Source organism: Streptomyces sp. NPDC015125, from assembly GCF_043080045.1.
Classification (GTDB): Bacteria; Actinomycetota; Actinomycetes; order Streptomycetales; family Streptomycetaceae; genus Streptomyces.
In genome coordinates, this window is sequence record NZ_JBIBVF010000010.1 from 231,797 (window position 1) to 250,253 (window position 18,457).

Consider the following 18,457-nt stretch of genomic DNA (forward strand, 5'->3'; position numbering starts at 1 on the left):
TGTGCACCCCGCCGCTGTGCACCCCGCCGCTGTGCACCCTGCCGGGGTGCTGCGACCGGCGCTCAGCCCGCCGCGGCCTCCCGCCGCCGCGCCCGGTAGGCCGCGACATGCAGCCGGTTTCCGCAGGTGCGGCTGTCGCAGTAGCGCCGGGAGCGGTTGCGGGAGAGGTCGACGAAGGCATGCCGGCAGTCCGGGGCCTCGCAGCGACGCAGCCGTTCGCGTTCTCCGGCGACGAGGATGAAGGCCAGCGCCATCCCGCCGTCCGCGGCCAGATGCTCGGCGACCGACGCGCCCGGCGCGAAGTAGTGGACGTGCCAGTCGTACCCGTCGTGATCCGTCAGCTGCGGTGTGGTGCCCGCCGAGGCGACCAGCGAGTTCAGCTGTTCGGACGCGGTGCGGTCGTCGTCGGCCGCGAAGATCCGGGCGAACCGCGCGCGGACGGACCGTACGGCTGCCAGGTCACCCGCACCGAGCGCCCCCACGTCGCTGACGTCATTGCGTCGCACGAAGTCCTCGAGGGCCGCGAGGTCGGTCAGGCTGTCCGGCGCTCCGGGGGATTCGCCCTCCGGAGCGGTGTTCAGCAGATCGACGACCGCGTCCAGTGCGCACCGGGTGTCATGGCTGATCATCACGGTTCCGCTCCCTGGCAGGGTGGGGCCGGACGGGTACCGCCCCCGGTGTGGTTGCCGAATGGTCGCCGAATCCAGCGCCTGGAACAAGCTTCAGCGCCGACTCCGCGGTGGGTCCGCGGCGACGACGCCGAAGTGTGCCGTATGAACTTGTCGGTCCTGCGCCGTCTCCCCGAGTCGGACGGGCGCAAGTGTGAGCGGGTGGGTGCTTTCGGTAACCGTGCTGCGTCTCAGCTCTCCGCGAGGATGTGGGAGAGCTCGGTGTCGAGATCGAAATGCCGGTGCTCCGTACCGGGTGGCACGGCGGCATCGGTCCTTTTGAGGAACGACTCGAGAGCCCGTGCGGGCGCCTCGAGCAGGGCTTCGCCTTCCGGGGAACTCAGGGCGATGCAGACAACGCCCTGTCCGTGGCTCCGGGACGGCCATACGCGGACGTCTCCGGTGCCCGTGGGCCGGTGCAGGCCCTCGGCGAGGAGGTCGCGGGCGAAAACCCACTCCACGGTCTCCTCGGCTCCGGTATGGAAGGTGGCATGCACGGCATAGGGATCGGCCGTGTCATACCGCAGGCCCGCGGGTACAGGCAGTGAGGACTCGCTCGACACAACGAGGCGCAGGTGCAGCTCGCAGCTGACCGTGGTGTTCATAAGCGCCAGGGCCTTTCGCTCAGTGTGCGCTCGGGGATTCGCACGTCGGCGAAATCGACATGCCACCTACGGTGCCGTTGTAAACCCCTCTGACGGTTTTGTGTGGCTTCAGGTACCTCTTCCGGCGGATTGCGAGATCGTCCTCGGCGGCAATTCCGCCGGACCCATCCCGTCCGGTAAGTTTGTGGGTATGAATACGCAGAGTAACGGGGGGTCGGGAACGGTGGAGGAGGACGCCGCTCCGGCCGAGCAGCCGCTCGGTTCGAGAGCGCCGCACTTCATCAAGCGCTCCCGGCCGCTGCATCTGAGCTGGCAGGTCGGAGTCTTCGTCGTCGGCCTCGCGGTCGTGGCGGGCGGCGTGATCATGCTGCCGCTGCCGGGACCGGGCTGGCTGGTGATCTTCGCCGGTATGGCGATCTGGGCGACGGAATTCGTCTGGGCCCAGTTGGTGCTGCGCTGGACCAAGCGAAAGGTCACGGAAGCGGCCCAGAAGGCGCTCGACCCCAAGGTGCGGCGGCGCAACATCACTCTGACCGCCATCGGCCTGGTGATCATCGCCGTGGTGCTCGCGGTCTATGTCTGGAAGTTCGGCTTCGCGATGCCGTGGAACGTCTCCGAGTGACGTCGCCATGGTCGGAAGTGCCCGCCGGTGTGGGGTAATGTTGGCGGTGCGCCCGGGCGATTAGCTCAGTGGGAGAGCGCTTCGTTCACACCGAAGAGGTCACTGGTTCGAACCCAGTATCGCCCACCCCGGACGACGGCCCGGAGACTTCAAGTCTCCGGGCCGTCGCTGTTGTTGCGCGGGTGCACCGCCGCGGGGCGCACACTGGGGTCATGCCCGTCAGGTCACACCGACTGCACCGCTACCGCTTCCGCACCGTCTGGCTGCTCAACGCCCCGCCGACCGTCGTCTATGCCGTCCTCGAGCGCGCCGAGGCCTACCCGCGTTGGTGGCCGCAGGTCCGTGAGGTGAACCCGCTCGACGACCGCAGCGGCATCGCCCGCTTCCGCTCGATACTGCCGTACGACCTCACGGTCGTGGCGAGCGAGCGCGTACGGGACCCGGGTGCGGGGGTGCTGGAGATAGGGATGCGCGGAGACCTGGCCGGCTGGGCGCGCTGGACGGTGGTGCCCGGTGCCGGCGGCACCCGCGCCGTCTTCGAGCAGGACGTCGAGGTCTGCAAGCCGCTGCTGCGGCGGCTCGCGCTGCTGGGGCGGCCGGTCTTCCTCGCCAATCATGCGCTGATGATGCGGTCCGGACGCCGCGGGCTCGCCGCCTGGCTGGCCCGTGGATGAGGTGCCCCGGCTGCCCCGGCGGGGCGGACCGGGAGGACGCCGGAACAGGAATTTGATGGAAGGCCCGGGCGGCCTGTATTGTTCTGCTCGTTCGCGGGGGAAACCTCGCCGACACCCGGGCGATTAGCTCAGTGGGAGAGCGCTTCGTTCACACCGAAGAGGTCACTGGTTCGAACCCAGTATCGCCCACCGGGATCAAGAACCGGGCCGCCAAAAGGCGGCCCGGTTCTTTTTGTTGGGACAACACGGCACGTGGGTGGGAGAACGCGGCACCGGGAATTCCGCCCGGTGCCTTTGCCGGCCGAGCCGGAATTGCCGATGAGGGATCAGGCCGCGGCGGGGAGTTCGGGACGCAGCGGCCAATGCGGATCAACGGTTTCGGGGTTGCCGCTGCGCTCGAACCACGCCTGCAGGCCGCGCGCCTGGGCGGCGTACCAGACGGCCTGGCGGGTGTGCAGCTCCGCCGGGTGCAGCCCCTCCAGACGGTCCGCAAAGCGATGCCCCAGGGCCCGGACGACGCGCAGCGCGGCGAGCGCGTCGGCGGCCGCCTCGTGGGCGTCCGTCAGCTCGACCTCGTAGTGGGCGCACAGGTCGGTGAGCGTGCGGCGGCCCTTGCGATAGCGGTCCAGGTGCTTGTCGAGGACGCGGGGATCGAGGATGCGCAGCGGATGCCCGCCCAGGTAGGCGTCGAGCGAGCTGGCGCGGTGCCGCTTCAACTCACGCTCCAGGAGGGTGAGGTCGAACGGGGCGTTCATCACGACCAGCGGGCGGCCGGCCACCGACTGGGCGGCCAGGGCGCGCGCGACCTCCTCCAGCACCGGCGCGGGCCAGCGGCCGTGCAGCGCGAGATGGTCGGACGTCAGGCCGTGCACCGCCGTGGCGGCCTCGGGTATCGCGACGCCCGGGTTGATCAGCCAACGGGTGACCCGGGGCGCGGAACGCGGTGTCTCCTGGACCACCAGGGCGGCGGAGACGATGCGGTCGTGCTCGACGTCGATGCCCGTGGTCTCGGTGTCGAAGGCGGCTAGCGGTCCGTCATACCAGCACGGCATCATCCCAACTCCTCGCGCTCGTGCGGGGGATGGCATGCACACCACCCGAGCTGGTGATACCCGGGCCGTCCGGTGCTCGAACCGTCTTTGTTTGCGGACCACTTGACGCGGAGACAACCAGAGGGACGGGCCGACGCGTTCCGCCTTCTCCCCGTCAGCCACCCGCAACCGATCGGCACAGCCCGGAAGGCACCCCCGCGATGACGCTCGCGCAGCCCGAACCGGGCGGGCTGCTGCCCCAGCCGACCACACCGCAGCGCGGCCAACTCGCCACCACTGCTTGCATGGAGACCCTCCAGGTGGGCTATCTGCACGCGGTCGCCGCCGCCTCGGGATGTTCGCTGGCGCAGCCCTTCCCGGACAACGGAATCGACTGGCACGTCAGCCATGGCGCGCCCGGCCACACCGTCGACGACGAAGTCACCATCAAGGTGCAGCTCAAGTGCACCTACCAGACCGCCCCGCGCCCGCCGGGGCCGACTTTCGCCTTCACGCTCGACAACGACCATCTGGTGAAGCTGGCCCGTACGCCCGTATCGGTGCACAAGATCCTGGTCGTGATGCTGGTTCCGCGGACCCAGGAGGACTGGCTGCGGGCCTCCCACGACCGCCTCGCGCTGCGGCACTGCTGCTACTGGATCAATCTGGCCGGTCATCCGGTGACCGGCCGGCGCAGGACCACCGTGCGCATCCCGACCGCGCGGATCTTCGACGACCGAGCGCTCTGCGAGATCATGACGCGGGTCGGGGCGGGAGGGAGACCCTGATGTACCGGCCGACCGACGAATACGACGCGCGGCTGCTGGATCCCGCACAGCTCGATCCGGCGGTGCTCAGCGCGCTGCTGGCCCGGCACGGCTGGCGGCGCAGGGGCGGGGCCGCGGGCCACTACGCCCGGTGGACACCGCCCGGCGGGGCGGGCGGCACCAGCCTGCTGGTGCCGCACGACCGCCGCTTCCCCGACAGCGGGGAGCTGCTTTCGGAGGCGCTGGCGGCGCTGGCGCAGAACTCCTCGGCTTCCGCCCGCGAGGTGCTGGTGGGGCTCGCGGTGCCCAGCGACGAGGTGCGCTGGGAGCGCGAGGTGCCCGACGGCGGCTCGGGGGCTGCGTACTGGGTCGCGCAGGAGCAGCTGCGCGGTGCGGCCCGCTCGATGCTGATCGCCGGGGCGCTGGGGACGTACGGCTGTGCCGGTTACTACGGCGCCCGGCACAAACGGCACGCCGAGGGGTTCCTGGGCGAGGTGCTGGTCGGTCCGGTGGCGGCCGGGCGCCGGCTGACCGCGTTCGTCCCGGTGCGCGGCGGGCGTGGTGCGGTCACCGGGCTGCAGCGGGCGCTGCACGCGGCCCGTGACGCCACCGACTACCAGCGGGCCACCGGCGGGATGGAGGCCTTCGACGCGGCCGTCGAGCTGGGGGTCTGCCATGAGCTGGTCCAGGCGCTGATCGCGCTGGTGCGGGACGCGGAGGGGGTGCGGATCGCGGTCGAGTGGTCGCCCGGGGCCGGCGCCCCGGCCGGCTGTCCGGCCCGCCCCGAACCGGTGGAGTTCTCGCCCGGCGATCTGCCCGCCCTGCAGCAGGCGGCCCAGCGCTATGTACGCGACGAGCCGTCGCTGCCGGTCCGGGTGACCGGCGCGGTGATACGGCTGCGCAGGGAGCGGCCGGGCGGGCCCGGCACGGTGCGGCTGCGGGTGATCACCGGGGCGGATGTGGTGCAGGTGCGGGTCGCGCTGGGGGAGGAGGATTACCGCATCGCCGGACATGCGCACCTGGTGGGACTGCCCATCCGGGTGAGCGGACGGCTGGAGAGCCGGGGCGGGTTCCGCCGGATCAGCGGCGGCCGCGATGTCACGCCCGTACAGGTCGACGAGGCGGAGCGGGACCGGCTGCTGAAGTCGCTCCAGGAAAACCTCGACTTCTTCGAGGAGGCGTGCGGCGCCGAGGAATAGCCGCGGAGGAGCGGCTTTCGAGCCGGGGGTGGTGAAACCGTTTCGCGGTCGGGTCCGGTGGCTCGGTACGATTCGGCTGCGCAGCAATCGCTGACGTGAAGAGACATGAGTCAGGAGAGACCGGTGTCAGACGTCCGTGTGACCATCCAACGCGATTCCGAGCGGGATGAACGCGTGGTGACCACGGGCACGACGGCCGCCGACCTCTTCCAGGGTGAGCGCAGCGTCGTGGCCGCGCGGGTGGCCGGAGAGCTGAAGGACCTGGCGTACGAGGTCGCCGACGGTGACGCGGTCGAGGCCGTGGAGATCACCTCCGAGGACGGTCTGAACATCCTGCGGCACTCCACCGCGCATGTGATGGCGCAGGCGGTACAGGAGCTGTTCCCGGAGGCGAAGCTCGGCATCGGCCCGCCGGTCAAGGACGGCTTCTACTACGACTTCGACGTCGAGACCCCGTTCCACCCCGACGATCTCAAGCGCATCGAGAAGAAGATGCAGGAGATCCAGAAGCGCGGGCAGAAGTTCGCACGCCGGGCGGTCAGCGATGACGCCGCGCGCGAGGAGCTGGCCGACGAGCCGTACAAGCTCGAACTGATCGGGATCAAGGGCTCGGCCGCCGAGGCCGCCGAGGGGGCCTCCGCCGAGGTGGGCGCCGGCGAGCTCACCATCTACGACAACCTCGACGCCAAGACCGGCGAGCTGTGCTGGAAGGACCTGTGCCGCGGTCCGCACCTGCCCAGCACCCGTGCCATCCCGGCGTTCAAGCTGATGCGCTCGGCCGCCGCCTACTGGCGCGGCAGCGAGAAGAACAAGCAGCTGCAGCGGATCTACGGCACCGCCTGGCCGACCAAGGACGAGCTCAAGGCGCATCTGGAGTTCCTGGCCGAGGCCGAGAAGCGCGACCACCGCAAGCTCGGTGCCGAGCTCGACCTGTTCTCCGTTCCCGAGGACATCGGCTCGGGCCTGGCGGTCTTCCACCCCAAGGGCGGCATCATCCGCCGGGTCATGGAGGACTACTCCCGCCGGCGCCACGAGGAGTCGGGGTACGAGTTCGTCTACACACCGCACGCCACCAAGGGGAAGCTGTTCGAGAAGTCGGGCCACCTGGACTGGTACGCCGACGGCATGTACCCGCCCATGCAGCTCGACGAGGGCGTGGACTACTACCTCAAGCCCATGAACTGCCCGATGCACAACCTGATCTTCGACGCACGCGGCCGCTCGTACCGTGAACTGCCGCTGCGTCTCTTCGAGTTCGGGACCGTGTACCGCTACGAGAAGTCGGGCGTCGTGCACGGCCTCACCCGCGCCCGCGGCTTCACCCAGGACGACGCGCACATCTACTGCACCAAGGAGCAGATGGCGGACGAGCTGGACGCCACGCTGACCTTCGTCCTCGACCTGCTGCGCGATTACGGTCTGACGGACTTCTACCTGGAGCTGTCCACCAAGGACCCGGAGAAGTTCGTCGGCTCGGACGAGGCGTGGGAGGAGGCCACCGAGACGCTGCGGAAGGTGGCCGAGAAGCAAGGGCTGCCGCTGGTCCCGGACCCGGGCGGCGCCGCGTTCTACGGCCCGAAGATCTCCGTGCAGACCAAGGACGCCATCGGCCGGACCTGGCAGATGTCGACCGTCCAGCTGGACTTCAACCTTCCGGAGCGGTTCGACCTGGAGTACACCGCCGCCGACGGCAGCAAGCAGCGTCCGGTGATGATCCACCGCGCGCTGTTCGGTTCCATCGAGCGCTTCTTCGCGGTGCTGCTGGAGCACTACGCGGGTGCGTTCCCGGCGTGGCTGGCGCCGGTCCAGGCGACCGGTATCCCGATCGGTGACGCGCACGTCCCCTATCTGCAGGACTTCGCCGCGCAGGCGAAGGCCAAGGGGCTGCGGATCGAGGTGGACTCCTCGTCGGACCGGATGCAGAAGAAGATCAGGAACGCGCAGAAGGCCAAGGTCCCGTTCATGATCATCGCTGGTGACGAGGACGTCGCCAACGGCGCGGTCTCCTTCCGCTACCGCGACGGGTCGCAGAAGAACGGCATTGCGCGCGAGGAAGCGATCGCCGAGATCCTCGACGTCGTGGAGCGCCGCGTCCAGGTGTGACGCGGGCGTGAGCACCGGGCCCCGGAGAGCGACCCGCTCTCCGGGGCTCCTTCATGTCTCGCCGTCCTGCCGGAAGCGGCGCAGCAGCCAGGAGGAGAAGGAGCCCACCACCGCTCCGACCAGCGCCACCCCGACGAACATCAGCGCCACCGCGACCACCCGGCCGCGCGGGGTGACGGGCGTGGCGTCGCCGTACCCCGTCGTCGTCAGCGTCGAGCAGGCCCACCACACCGCGTCACCGAAGGTGTGGATGTTCGCGCCCGGGGCGGCGCGCTCGTCGTGGTAGACGGCCAGGCTGGCCGCGAAGCCCAGCAGCAGCGAGGTGAGCCCGGTGTACGCCATCACCCGCGATTCGAGGACGAGCCGTGGATGGTCCCGGCGCCGCTGCATCCGCTCGTGCATGTCGACGATCCGCAGTGGCCGCAGCAGGGGCAGTACGGTCACGATCAGATCCAGCCAGCGGGTGCGCAGGAAGTGCCGCCGGTCGTTGCTGAGCGCCAGTCGCGCCAGATATTCGACGACGAAGAAGCTCCAGGTGACGAGGGTGACCAACTCCCACCAGGTCTGCCAGCCGGGGGAGAGGCCGGGGACCAGGACCCGGACCGCGTACGAGGCGAGGAAGAGGAGCGAGGCGGCAAGGAGATAGGGCTGGGCGGTTTGTTCCCAGGCCCACAGCCGCTGTTCCCTGTCCACCGGCTCAGCATCGCGGAGCGGGCTGCGGTATGTGCCCCAACGACACGGTGCCAATGGGCGAAGCCATATGCTGGCCCGTATGACAAGCGAGCCGGAGCACCAGATCGGAGTCGGGACACAGGACGCTTTCCAGCGTCTGTGGACGCCCCACCGGATGGCTTACATCCAGGGCGAGAACAAGCCGACCGGCCCGGGGGCCGGCGATGGCTGTCCGTTCTGCACGATCCCCGCGAAGTCGGACGAGGACGGCCTCGTGATCGCGCGCGGCGAGTACGTCTATGCGGTGCTGAATCTCTATCCGTACAACGGCGGCCATCTCATGATCGTCCCGTTCCGGCACGTCGCCGACTACACGGAGCTGGACGGACCGGAGACCGCGGAGCTGGCCGAGCTGACGAAGCGGGCGATGACCGCGCTGCGCACCGCCTCCGGAGCGCACGGCTTCAACATCGGGATGAACCAGGGCACCGTCGCCGGTGCCGGGATCGCGGCCCATCTCCATCAGCATGTCGTCCCGCGCTGGGGCGGTGACACCAACTTCATGCCGGTGGTCGGTCACACCAAGGTGTTGCCTCAACTCCTCGCCGACACACGGGCGATGCTCGCGGACGTCTGGCCCGCCTGAGGGCTGTCCTCAGGGCCTGCCCGGCCTCGTCCGGGGCCGGGCTCCGAGGCGACACGCGCCCGGATGAATCGGGCAGATCTCCCTAATTCGGATTAGTTACCTCTCTAATGGGGTGGTGACTTCCCTAGATCGCCGCTCCGTGCTGCGCGCGGCCGCCTCGGCCGCTGCCGCCGGTGCGCTGGTGTCGGGCTGCGACCCGCACCGGGACGACGACTCCGGCGCCGTACGGTCCGCCGGCGGGCCGAGCCCTTCCGGTGCGGGATCTTCCGGGGCGGGCCATCCGCCACCCGCCGGGGCCCGCAGCGCCCGGCCGCCGACCCGGGTGCCCGGTCTGCCCGTGCAGATCGCGCACGGGCCGTCGAACGGCCGTGCGGTCGCGCTGACCTTCCACGGCAGGGGCGACCCCCGAATGGCGGCCGCCTTGCTCGCCGAGGCCGAGCGGGCCGGAGCCCGGGTCACCGTGCTCGCCATCGGCGACTGGCTCGATGAGCAGCCCGCGATGGCCCGCCGGATCCTCGACGGGGGCCATGAGCTGGGCAACCACACCATGCACCACCGCAATATCTGCGCTCTGGCGGCCGCCGAGGCCTACGCCGAGATCACCGGGTGCGCCGACCGGCTGCGCGCCCTCACCGGAACCATCGGCAGCTGGTTCCGCCCCTCACAGGCCCAGCGGGCCACGGACCTGGTGACCGGGCTGGCCCGCAAGGCCGGCTATCCGCATGTCCTCTCCTACGACGTGGACTCCCTCGATGCGAACGACCCCGGAGCACCGGCCGTCCGGCGCACGGTCCTGGACGCGGTCGGGCCGGGCTCGATCGTGAGCCTCCACCTCGGGCACGCCGGCACGGTGGCGGCGCTGCCCCCGATCCTCGACGGCCTCCGCCGACGCGGTCTGCGCGCGGTGACGACAACGGAGCTAGTGACCTGATGGCTGACCGGAACCGTACCCACGACCGTCCCCGTCCGCGCGTGCGGCACCGGGCCGCGCTGCTCGCTGTCGCCTGCGCGCTGGTGGCGGCGGGCTGCGGCAGCGGCGAGACCGAGCGGGCCGGGCACCGTCCGCGGCCGGTCGAACGCGCGCCGGTCAAGGCCGCCACCTCCGGCCTGCCCGGGATGCCGCCGCTGCTGGACGAGCACGATCTCTATGCCGCGGACCGGCCGGGCAAGCTGGCGCCGCAGGTCAAGGACTTCCCCTCGCGGATCTATGTCCCCAACACCGGCTCCGACACGGTCAGCGTCATCGACCCGAAGACCTACAAGGTCATCGAGACCCTTCGGGTGGGCGTACAGCCGCAGCACGTCGTGCCGTCCTGGGACCTGAAGACGCTCTGGGTCAACAACAACCGCGGGCACGACCTCACCCCCATCGACCCCGCCACCGGCAAGGCCGGCAAGCCCGTCAAGGTCCACGACCCGTACAACCTCTACTTCACGCCCAACGGGAAGTACGCCATCGTGATGGCCTCGATGGACCGGCAGTTGGTCTTCCGCGACCCGCACACCATGGAGATCCGCAAGACGCTGCCGGTCAACTGCGGGGGCGTCAACCACGCCGACTTCTCGCCCGACGGGCGGTACTTCATCGTCTCCTGTGAGTTCTCCGGTGAGCTGCTCAAGGTCGACACCGAGCGGATGAAGGTCATCGGCCAGGAGAAGCTGCCGTTCGAGGGGGCGATGCCGCAGGACGTGAAGATCGCCCCGGACGGCAAGACCTGGTACATCGCCGACATGATGGCCGACGGCATCTGGATCCTCAACGGTGACACCTTCGCACAGCCCAAGCTCATGCCGACCGGCAAGGGTGCCCACGGCCTCTACGTCAGCCGCGACTCGCGCTACCTGTACGTCTCCAACCGCGGCGAAGGCTCCATCTCGCGGCTCGACTTCACGACCGGCGCCCTCGTCGGCAAGTGGCACATCCGCGGCGGCGGCAGCCCCGACATGGGCGGCCTGTCCACCGACGGCAAGGTCCTGTGGCTGTCCGGCCGCTACAACTCCGAGGTCTATGCGCTGGACACCCGTACCGGCAAAACCCTGGCCAAGATCCCCGTCGGCCAGGGCCCGCACGGGCTGGCGGTCTACCCGCAGCCGGGGCGGTACTCCCTCGGGCACACGGGCATCTTCCGCTAGGGAGACACCCCGTAGGGCCCTCCTGGTCGTTCCTACGCGTTGTACTCGTCCGCCTTCTGCGGCTCCACTCCCTGGATCATGCCGCTGAGCACCAGGGAACGGTTGGTGAAGCGCTCGGTGTCCACGCCGTTCTCCTTGAGGACGCTCATCGCGGCGGCGTGGACGGTGCGCAGCACCGGGGTCGCGGCGCGCAGCGCGTCATCGGCCATGAAGCGGTGGCGCCAGGGCTTGTCGGCCCAGACGTGCCGCAGGCCGAACGGCTCGGGGAGGGTCAGCTTGCCGCCGAGGAAGTCGAGGACCGGCGGGAACCAGGTCAGCGGGGCGCGCGCGGCGAGCCGGACCACCTCTTGCGGCTCGATGAGCGGGAGGTGCTGGGTCTTGGTCTCCCAGAACTTGACGACCTTGGCGACGTCCTTGGTCTTGGGCTCGGGCTTGGTCGTGAACAGGCCGTTGACCGGGCCGAGGGCATGGCCGGTCACCTCGATGCGCAGGGTCTCGTGCAGCACCGTGACGGTGATCATCAGGGTGATCACCAACTGGCCGTCCCACAGCACGAACTGGACGCCGAGGTAGTGGCGGTTGCCGCTGCCGAACTGCTGCTCGTTGCAGATCCGCTCTATCTCGTGCCCGCGGATCTGGTACGCCTCCACATGGGTGCCCTCGGGGCGGGTGACGGCGGCGGCCTTCTCACCGACCGGCGAGACGATCCAGTGGCGTACGGACGGCGCGGGGAAGCCGCCGGTGTGCAGCGGACTGCGCTCCAGCAGCCGCAGCTTGTCGTGGATCGCCCGGATGACGTCCCAGCTGCGGAACGGGTGGATCTCGCTGCCTTCCTGTGCCGGCGTGAGCTCCTCCGCGAGCTGCCAGCTGCCCCAGCGGGTGCCCATGCCGAGTATGCCCTTGGGGCCGGCGTAGAAGACGACGTTGCTGGTCTGCTCGGCGGAGATCTTGGCGAGGTTCTGCCGGAGGGTCTCGGCGGCGGTCTGGTTCGGGTCCTGCGGCACCGCCTCGGGGATCTTCGCGGCCACACCGCCGCCCTCCAGCAGCCCCTTCCAGGACTCCCGCATGGCCACCGCGGTCTTCTCGCAGATCTGCTTGGCCCACCACCAGCCGACGACCGGGGCGAGGACCATGGCGCGGGCGTACATCGGCCAGAAGCCGGTGAGCGGCAGCTTGATCATGAAGAACAGGCCGACGCCGGCCAGCACCGTCAGCAGCAGCCCGCCCAGCAGCGAAAGCCCCTTGCCCGCACCGTCCTTGGAGAGCATCTTCCGCAGCTGGAAAACGCCCAGCCACACCAGCACACCGGGCAGGAACAGCACCCCGAACAGCACCATCAGCAGGGTCAGCTTGGCGTCCCGCTGCTTGCGGACGCGGGTGGCGGACAGGCAGTGCTCGACAATGGTCTGCGGCTCGGTCCCGAAGGACTGGATGAGCGCGGCGCGCCCGCCGCCGAGCATCCGCACCTGCACGGCACGCGAGAACGCCTCGCCGAGGTTGGGCGCGAACAGCGACAGCTTGGGCTTCTTGATGGCGGACTTGCCGGAGTCGGAGTCGGCCTTGGAGATATCGGCGAGCGGGCTGTCCCGATAGGCGGCCGAGGCCAGCGCCTGGGTCGCCGCCGTCTGCCCGGCGCTCCCCGAGAGCGGGACCTGTGCCCCGGGACTGAAGTCAAAGCCGTCTGCCACTACCGCCCCCACACCCCACGTATCCGATGATGCGGCTGTTCCCGACTTCCGCTGACGGCACACCTGCTGAGGGCCTGTGTTCGAGCCGGTGACCTCGAATCCTGCCGTCGGACCCCCGAGGCAACGGCAGGAACTCAGCGTACAGCCGCCGGCCGGCCCAGGGGAGTTGAGCCGGACAGCGACCGCCCCAACGGCTGATCCGCCGTTAACTATGCGCCGTTCTCGGCTTGTTCCCGCCACTTGTCGGCGAGCTGCGGTGGCATCGGCTCATGCCGCAGGTGAGCGCGGGAGAACCGCCCGGTGCCGTGCGAGAGGGAGCGCAGATCGACGGCGTACCGGTCGATCTCGATCTCGGGCACCTCGGCGCGCACCACGGTGCGCCCCGCCCCTGACTGCTCCGTGCCCACGACCCGGCCCCGGCGCCCCGACAGATCGCTCATCACCTGGCCGACGAAATCGTCCGGAACCATCACGCTCACCTCGGACACCGGTTCGAGGAGATCGATCCGGACGTCACCGGCGGCCTCGCGCAGCGCCAGCGCGCCCGCCGTCTGGAACGCGGCGTCCGAGGAGTCGACCGAATGCGCCTTGCCGTCGAGCAGCGTGACCCGGATGTCGACGAGCGGATGCCCGGCGGCGACCCCGCGCTCGGCCTGGGCGCGTACGCCCTTCTCCACGGAGGGGATGAACTGCCGGGGCACCGCGCCGCCCACCACCTTGTCCACGAACTCGATGCCGGAGCCGCCCGGCAGCGGTTCGATCTCGATCTCGCAGATCGCGAACTGGCCGTGTCCGCCGGACTGCTTCACATGGCGTCCACGGCCCGCGGCGGGGGCTCCGAAGGTCTCCCGCAGCGACACCTTGTGCGCGACCGTGTCCACCTGGACGCCGTAGCGGGCCCGCAGCCGCTCCAGCGCGACATCGACATGTGCCTCGCCCAGGCACCACAGGACCACCTGATGGGTGTCCTGATTGTGCTCCAGGCGCATCGTCGGATCCTCCGCGACCAGGCGGGCCAGGCCCTGCGACAGCTTGTCCTCGTCGGCCTTGCTGTGCGCCTGGATGGCGACCGGCAGCAGCGGGTCGGGCATCGTCCAGGGCTCCATCAGCAGCGGGTCGTCCTTGCCGGACAGGGTGTCGCCGGTCTCGGCGCGGGTCAGCTTCGCCACACAGGCCAGATCGCCGGCAATGGCCTTGGGCAGCGGGCGCTGCTGTTTGCCGAACGGGGTGGACAGTGCGCCGACCCGCTCGTCGACGTCATGGTCCTCGTGCCCCCGGTCCTCCAGCCCGTGGCCGGAGACATGCACCGTCTCGTCCGGTCGCAGGGTGCCGGAGAAGACCCGTACGAGGGAGATCCGGCCGACGTACGGGTCGGAGGAGGTCTTGACCACCTCTGCCGCGAGCGGGCCGTCGGGGTCGCAGCTCAGCGCCGGGCGCGCGGCGCCGTCCGGGCTGGTCACGGCGGGTGCCTCGCGCTCCGCGGGGGTCGGGAAGCCGCCGCTGATGAGCTCCAGCAGCTCCACGGTGCCCAGCCCCTGCTTGGAACCCTCGGCGGCCGGGGCCGCGGCCAGCACGGGGTGGAAGGTGCCGCGGGCAACCGCCGTCTCCAGGTCCCCGATCAGGGTCTTGACGTCGATCTCCTCGCCGCCGAGGTAGCGGTCCATCAAGGACTCGTCCTCGCTCTCGGCGATGATGGCCTCGATGAGGCGGTTGCGGGCCGCCTCGATCTGCGGCAGCTCGTCCTTTGCGGGCGCGCGCTCGGTGCGCTCGCCGGAGGAGTAGTCGAAGACCCGCCCGGTGAGCAGGCCGATCAGGCCGTGCACGGGGGAGTGGCCGTCGGCGCCCGGTGTCCCGTACAGGGGGAGGTAGAGGGGGACGACGGCGTCCGGGTCCTCGCCGCCGAACGACGTCCGGCAGCGCTCGGTCATCTCGTCGAAGTCGGAGCGGGACGCCTCCAGGTGTGTGACGACCAGCGCGCGCGGCATGCCGACGGCCGCGCACTCGTCCCAGACCATCCGGGTCGCACCGGCCACGCCGTCGGCCGCCGAGACAACGAAAAGGGCCGCGTCCGCCGCGCGCAGACCGGCCCTGAGTTCCCCGACGAAATCGGCGTATCCGGGGGTGTCCAAGATATTGATCTTGACTCCGCCCCAGTCCACCGGGACCAGGGAGAGCTGTACGGAGCGTTGCTGGCGGTGCTCGATCTCGTCGTAGTCGGACAGACACCCGCCGTCCTCGACCCGGCCCGCCCGGTTGACCGCGCCGGATGCCAGCGCGAGGGCCTCGACCAGGGTGGTCTTTCCCGATCCGGAGTGGCCGACCAACACCACATTCCGCAGGGCCGTGGGCTGGTCGGCCGTTGATGCCCTGCCGGCGGCTCCCGGGTGTGTACTCGATTTCTCGCTCATGTGTCTCGCCTCCAGGTCGACACTTTGCGGTGATTCGAGCTTTCCACCGAGGCCATGATGCGTCCATACATGGCACACGGCGCCGGTGCTCCCAAGGGTTCTGCAGCGGCGCCCGGTGGGGCCCGAGGGCGCGCCCGCGGGCGCGCGGCGGCGTCCCCGAGCCGTGGGATGCGCTCCGCGCCGCGATGCGTTCGTGGTGGCCCAAGACCTCCTGGCTACGATGGGCCAGCCGGTGGCCCCTTGACCGCGCGGCCCATATCGACCTCCGGGAAGGCCATGCTGAACAAGTACGCGCGTGCGTTCTTCACGCGTGTTCTCACGCCGTTCGCCGCCCTGCTCATCCGTATCGGCGTCAGCCCGGACGCGGTCACTCTCGTCGGCACCGGGGGCGTGGTGGCCGGCGCCCTGGTCTGCTACCCCCTGGGAGAGTTCTTCTGGGGCACGGTCGTCATCACCCTCTTCGTCTTCTCCGACCTGGTCGACGGCAACATGGCACGGCAGCTGGGACGCACCAGCCGGTGGGGGGCCTTTCTCGACTCCACCCTCGACCGGGTCGCCGATTCGGCGATCTTCGGGGGGCTCGCCCTGTGGTACGCGGGGCGCGGCGACAGCCTGATGCTCTGTGCGATGGCGATCTTCTGCCTCGCCAGCGGCCAGGTGGTCTCGTACACCAAGGCGCGCGGCGAGGCCATCGGGCTGCCGGTGAACGTCAACGGACTGGTGGAGCGCGCCGAGCGGCTGGTCATCACGCTGGTCGCCTGCGGCTTGTCGGGTCTGCACGCCTTCGGGGTGCCCGGCGTCGAGATTTTGCTGCCGATCGCCCTCTGGATCGTCGGTATCGGCAGCGCCGTCACCCTCGGCCAGCGTGTGGTGACGGTACGACGGGAGTCGGCCGAGGCCGACGCCATGGCACAAGGGGGAACAGGCGCATGAGTCCACACCGGATCCGCCGGCCGCGGTTCGACACCGAAAAACTGGCGGACGCGCTCTACGCGCTGGGCTGGAGCACCGTCAAGAAGCTGCCCGAGGGCGTTGCCACAGGCCTCGGCCGGCGGATCGCCGACACCGTCTGGAAGCGCCGCGGCAAGGGGGTCCTGCGGCTGGAGGCGAACCTCGCCCGGGTCGTCCCGGACGCCACACCGCAGCGGCTCGCCGAGCTCTCCCGCGCCGGGATGCGCTCGTACATGCGCTACTGGATGGAGTCCTTCCGGCTGCCGGCCTGGAGCAAGGACCGGATAAGCGGCGGCTTCACGCCCGAGGACGTGCACCACCTGGTGGACGGGCTCAAGAGCGACCGCGGTGTCGTCCTCGCCCTGCCGCACATGGGCAACTACGACCTCGCCGGTGCCTGGGTCACCACCAAACTCGGTGTCCCCTTCACCACCGTCGCCCAGCGCCTCAAGCCGGAATCCCTCTACGACCGCTTCGTCGCCTACCGTGAGGGCCTGGGCATGGAGGTGCTGCCGCACACCGGCGGCTCCGCCTTCGGCACCCTCGCCCGGCGGCTGCGGGCCGGCGGCCTGGTCTGTCTGGTCGCCGACCGTGATCTGTCCGCCTCCGGGATAGAGGTCAAGTTCTTCGGGGAGCCGGCGAAGATGCCGGCCGGTCCCGCGGTGCTCGCCCTCCAGACCGGTGCGATGCTGCTTCCCGTCACGCTCTGGTACGACGACACCGCCGTCATGCGCGGCCGGATCCACCCCGAGATCGAGGCCCCGGAGACCGGCACCCGCGCGGAGAAGGCCGCCCAGATGACCCAGGCGCTCGCCGACGCCTTCGCCTCCGGCATCACCGACCACCCCGAGGACTGGCACATGCTGCAGCGGCTCTGGCTCGCCGACCTGGAGCCGCGCGAGCAGTCCGGCGCACCGGCCGGCCGCGAGGCGTCCGGAACGGAGACGGCGTGAAGATCGGCATCGTCTGCCCGTACGCCTGGGACGTCCCCGGCGGCGTGCAGTTCCACATCCGGGACCTGGCCGATCACCTGATCCGCCTCGGCCACGAGGTCTCCGTCCTCGCCCCCGCGGACGACGAGACCCCTCTGCCGCCGTACGTCGTCTCCGCCGGCCGCGCCGTCCCCGTCCCGTACAACGGCTCGGTCGCCCGGCTCAACTTCGGCTTCCTCTCCGCCGCCCGGGTACGCCGCTGGCTGCAGCACGGGGCCTTCGACGTCATCCACATCCACGAACCGGCCTCGCCCTCGCTCGGCCTGCTCGCCTGCTGGGCGGCACAGGGCCCGATCGTGGCGACCTTCCACACCTCCAACCCGCGCTCCCGGGCGATGATCGCCGCGTATCCGATCCTGCAGCCCGCGCTGGAGAAGATCAGCGCACGCATCGCGGTGAGCGAATACGCCCGCCGCACCCTCGTCGAACACCTCGGCGGCGATGCGGTGGTCATCCCCAACGGCGTGGACGTCGGCTTCTTCGGCTCGGCCGAGCCCAAGGCCGAGTGGCAGGGCAAAACGATCGGCTTCATCGGCCGGATCGACGAACCGCGCAAGGGCCTGCCGGTCCTGATGAAGGCGCTGCCCGCGATCCTCGCCGAGGTACCGGACGCCCGGCTGCTGGTCGCCGGACGCGGTGACGAGGAGGAAGCGGTCGCCGCGCTGCCCGCCGAGATGCGCTCCCGGGTCGAATTCCTCGGCATGGTCAGCGACGAGGACAAGGCCCGGCTGCTGCGCAGCGTCGATGTCTATGTCGCGCCCAACACGGGTGGCGAATCGTTCGGCATCATCCTCGTCGAGGCGATGTCGGCCGGGGCGCCCGTACTGGCCAGCGACCTCGACGCCTTCGCCCAGGTCCTGGACCAGGGCGAAGCCGGCGAACTCTTCACCAACGAGGACGCCGATGCGCTTGCCGCTGCGGCGGTACGACTCCTCGGTGACCCGGCGCGCCTCGCGGAACTGCGCGACCGCGGCACCCGCCACGTGCGTCGCTTCGACTGGGGCACCGTCGGCGCCGACATCCTCGCCGTCTACGAGACGGTCACCACCGGGGCGGTGTCGGTGGCCACCGACGAGAGGGTGGGCCTGCGGGCCCGCCGGTGGCTGGCCAAGGATTGACCTTTCCTCCTACGTTGTCGGCTCCCGCCGTGGGGGCGCTGTGCCGCCGTTGCGCCTGGCGGCGGGCGGGTCCGCTGCGCGGGGCTGTGGGTGCGGTGACGGACCTCCGGGGCAGGGGTGTGGGACTGCTTCGCTTTACGTCCCACACCCCTGCCCCTCCGGCCCGTCCCCTCCCGTGGG

At 70.3% G+C, this 18,457-nt stretch carries 17 protein-coding genes and 2 tRNA genes; 13 read left to right on the plus strand and 6 right to left on the minus strand.

Going from position 1 to position 18,457, the window contains the following annotated elements; all coding sequences use genetic code 11:
* Positions 1-62: 62 nt before the first annotated feature.
* Together ACF088_RS22660 and ACF088_RS22665 are read right to left on the minus strand one after the other, a co-directional pair.
* Entirely contained in the window at positions 63-632 is a 570-nt protein-coding gene (locus tag ACF088_RS22660) for a CGNR zinc finger domain-containing protein (RefSeq protein ID WP_392377580.1), read from the minus strand.
* 227 nt (positions 633-859) lie between these two features.
* The gene (locus ACF088_RS22665) at positions 860-1,273 is read right to left on the minus strand and encodes an SsgA family sporulation/cell division regulator (protein ID WP_003959770.1); all 414 of its coding nucleotides are present in this window, start codon (positions 1,271-1,273) and stop codon (positions 860-862) included.
* Positions 1,274-1,463: 190 nt separating this feature from the next.
* Here ACF088_RS22665 and ACF088_RS22670 point away from each other — a divergent pair, with 190 nt between their 5' ends.
* The 4 genes from ACF088_RS22670 (at position 1,464) to ACF088_RS22685 (ending at position 2,758) form a co-directional block, all read left to right on the plus strand.
* Positions 1,464-1,895, plus strand: a complete 432-nt coding sequence (locus ACF088_RS22670; RefSeq protein WP_392377581.1) for a TIGR02611 family protein — start codon at positions 1,464-1,466, stop codon at positions 1,893-1,895.
* Positions 1,896-1,949: 54 nt separating this feature from the next.
* A tRNA-Val gene (locus ACF088_RS22675) sits at positions 1,950-2,021 on the plus strand.
* Positions 2,022-2,107: 86 nt separating this feature from the next.
* Positions 2,108-2,569 (plus strand): SRPBCC family protein, encoded by a 462-nt coding sequence (locus ACF088_RS22680; protein WP_392377582.1) that lies wholly within the window; start codon positions 2,108-2,110, stop codon positions 2,567-2,569.
* Positions 2,570-2,686: 117 nt separating this feature from the next.
* Positions 2,687-2,758: transfer RNA gene (locus ACF088_RS22685), tRNA-Val, on the plus strand.
* Between the two features lie 137 nt (positions 2,759-2,895).
* Here ACF088_RS22685 and ACF088_RS22690 read toward each other — a convergent pair.
* On the minus strand, positions 2,896-3,621 hold the full coding sequence (locus tag ACF088_RS22690; RefSeq protein ID WP_392377583.1) for an exonuclease domain-containing protein: 726 nt from the start codon (positions 3,619-3,621) through the stop codon (positions 2,896-2,898).
* Positions 3,622-3,821: 200 nt separating this feature from the next.
* Here ACF088_RS22690 and ACF088_RS22695 point away from each other — a divergent pair, with 200 nt between their 5' ends.
* From ACF088_RS22695 to thrS, 3 genes are all read left to right on the plus strand, one after another.
* Positions 3,822-4,388, plus strand: coding sequence for a DUF4365 domain-containing protein (locus ACF088_RS22695; protein ID WP_392377584.1), 567 nt, complete (start codon positions 3,822-3,824; stop codon positions 4,386-4,388).
* Positions 4,388-5,566 carry a hypothetical protein gene (locus ACF088_RS22700; RefSeq protein WP_392377585.1) on the plus strand — a complete coding sequence of 393 codons (1,179 nt, stop codon included), beginning with the start codon at positions 4,388-4,390 and terminating at the stop codon, positions 5,564-5,566. Before ACF088_RS22695 ends, ACF088_RS22700 begins: the two co-directional genes overlap by 1 nt.
* A 123-nt stretch (positions 5,567-5,689) precedes the next feature.
* Entirely contained in the window at positions 5,690-7,669 is a 1,980-nt protein-coding gene (gene thrS / locus ACF088_RS22705) for a threonine--tRNA ligase (RefSeq protein WP_392377586.1), read from the plus strand.
* A gap of 51 nt (positions 7,670-7,720) precedes the next feature.
* On the opposite strand, the gene ACF088_RS22710 is transcribed toward thrS, so the two are convergent.
* Complete coding sequence (locus ACF088_RS22710; RefSeq protein WP_392377587.1) at positions 7,721-8,362, minus strand: potassium channel family protein; 642 nt, start codon at positions 8,360-8,362, stop codon at positions 7,721-7,723.
* A gap of 67 nt (positions 8,363-8,429) precedes the next feature.
* On the opposite strand from ACF088_RS22710, the gene ACF088_RS22715 reads away from it, so the two are divergent.
* The 3 genes from ACF088_RS22715 (at position 8,430) to ACF088_RS22725 (ending at position 11,120) form a co-directional block, all read left to right on the plus strand.
* On the plus strand, positions 8,430-8,987 hold the full coding sequence (locus tag ACF088_RS22715) for an HIT family protein (protein ID WP_392377588.1): 558 nt from the start codon (positions 8,430-8,432) through the stop codon (positions 8,985-8,987).
* 115 nt (positions 8,988-9,102) lie between these two features.
* Entirely contained in the window at positions 9,103-9,918 is an 816-nt protein-coding gene (locus tag ACF088_RS22720; protein ID WP_392377589.1) for a polysaccharide deacetylase family protein, read from the plus strand.
* Positions 9,918-11,120 carry a YncE family protein gene (locus ACF088_RS22725; protein ID WP_392377590.1) on the plus strand — a complete coding sequence of 401 codons (1,203 nt, stop codon included), beginning with the start codon at positions 9,918-9,920 and terminating at the stop codon, positions 11,118-11,120. Before ACF088_RS22720 ends, ACF088_RS22725 begins: the two co-directional genes overlap by 1 nt.
* A gap of 32 nt (positions 11,121-11,152) precedes the next feature.
* Here the strand turns inward: ACF088_RS22725 and ACF088_RS22730 are convergent, their stop codons facing one another.
* Entirely contained in the window at positions 11,153-12,808 is a 1,656-nt protein-coding gene (locus ACF088_RS22730) for a hypothetical protein (protein ID WP_392377591.1), read from the minus strand.
* Positions 12,809-13,017: 209 nt separating this feature from the next.
* Positions 13,018-15,216 (minus strand): elongation factor G-like protein EF-G2, encoded by a 2,199-nt coding sequence (locus ACF088_RS22735; protein ID WP_392377592.1) that lies wholly within the window; start codon positions 15,214-15,216, stop codon positions 13,018-13,020.
* A 276-nt stretch (positions 15,217-15,492) separates the two neighbouring features.
* Here ACF088_RS22735 and pgsA point away from each other — a divergent pair, with 276 nt between their 5' ends.
* Genes pgsA through ACF088_RS22750 form a run of 3 tightly spaced genes read left to right on the plus strand, consistent with a single transcriptional unit; the run spans position 15,493 to position 18,277 of the window.
* Entirely contained in the window at positions 15,493-16,149 is a 657-nt protein-coding gene (pgsA, locus tag ACF088_RS22740; protein ID WP_392377593.1) for a phosphatidylinositol phosphate synthase, read from the plus strand.
* Positions 16,146-17,120, plus strand: coding sequence for a phosphatidylinositol mannoside acyltransferase (locus ACF088_RS22745; RefSeq protein WP_392377594.1), 975 nt, complete (start codon positions 16,146-16,148; stop codon positions 17,118-17,120). The genes pgsA and ACF088_RS22745 overlap by 4 nt, the downstream gene beginning before the upstream one ends.
* Positions 17,117-18,277: a glycosyltransferase family 4 protein gene (locus ACF088_RS22750; protein WP_392377595.1), complete on the plus strand. Its 1,161-nt coding sequence runs from the start codon at positions 17,117-17,119 to the stop codon at positions 18,275-18,277. The genes ACF088_RS22745 and ACF088_RS22750 overlap by 4 nt, the downstream gene beginning before the upstream one ends.
* Positions 18,278-18,457: the final 180 nt, after the last annotated feature.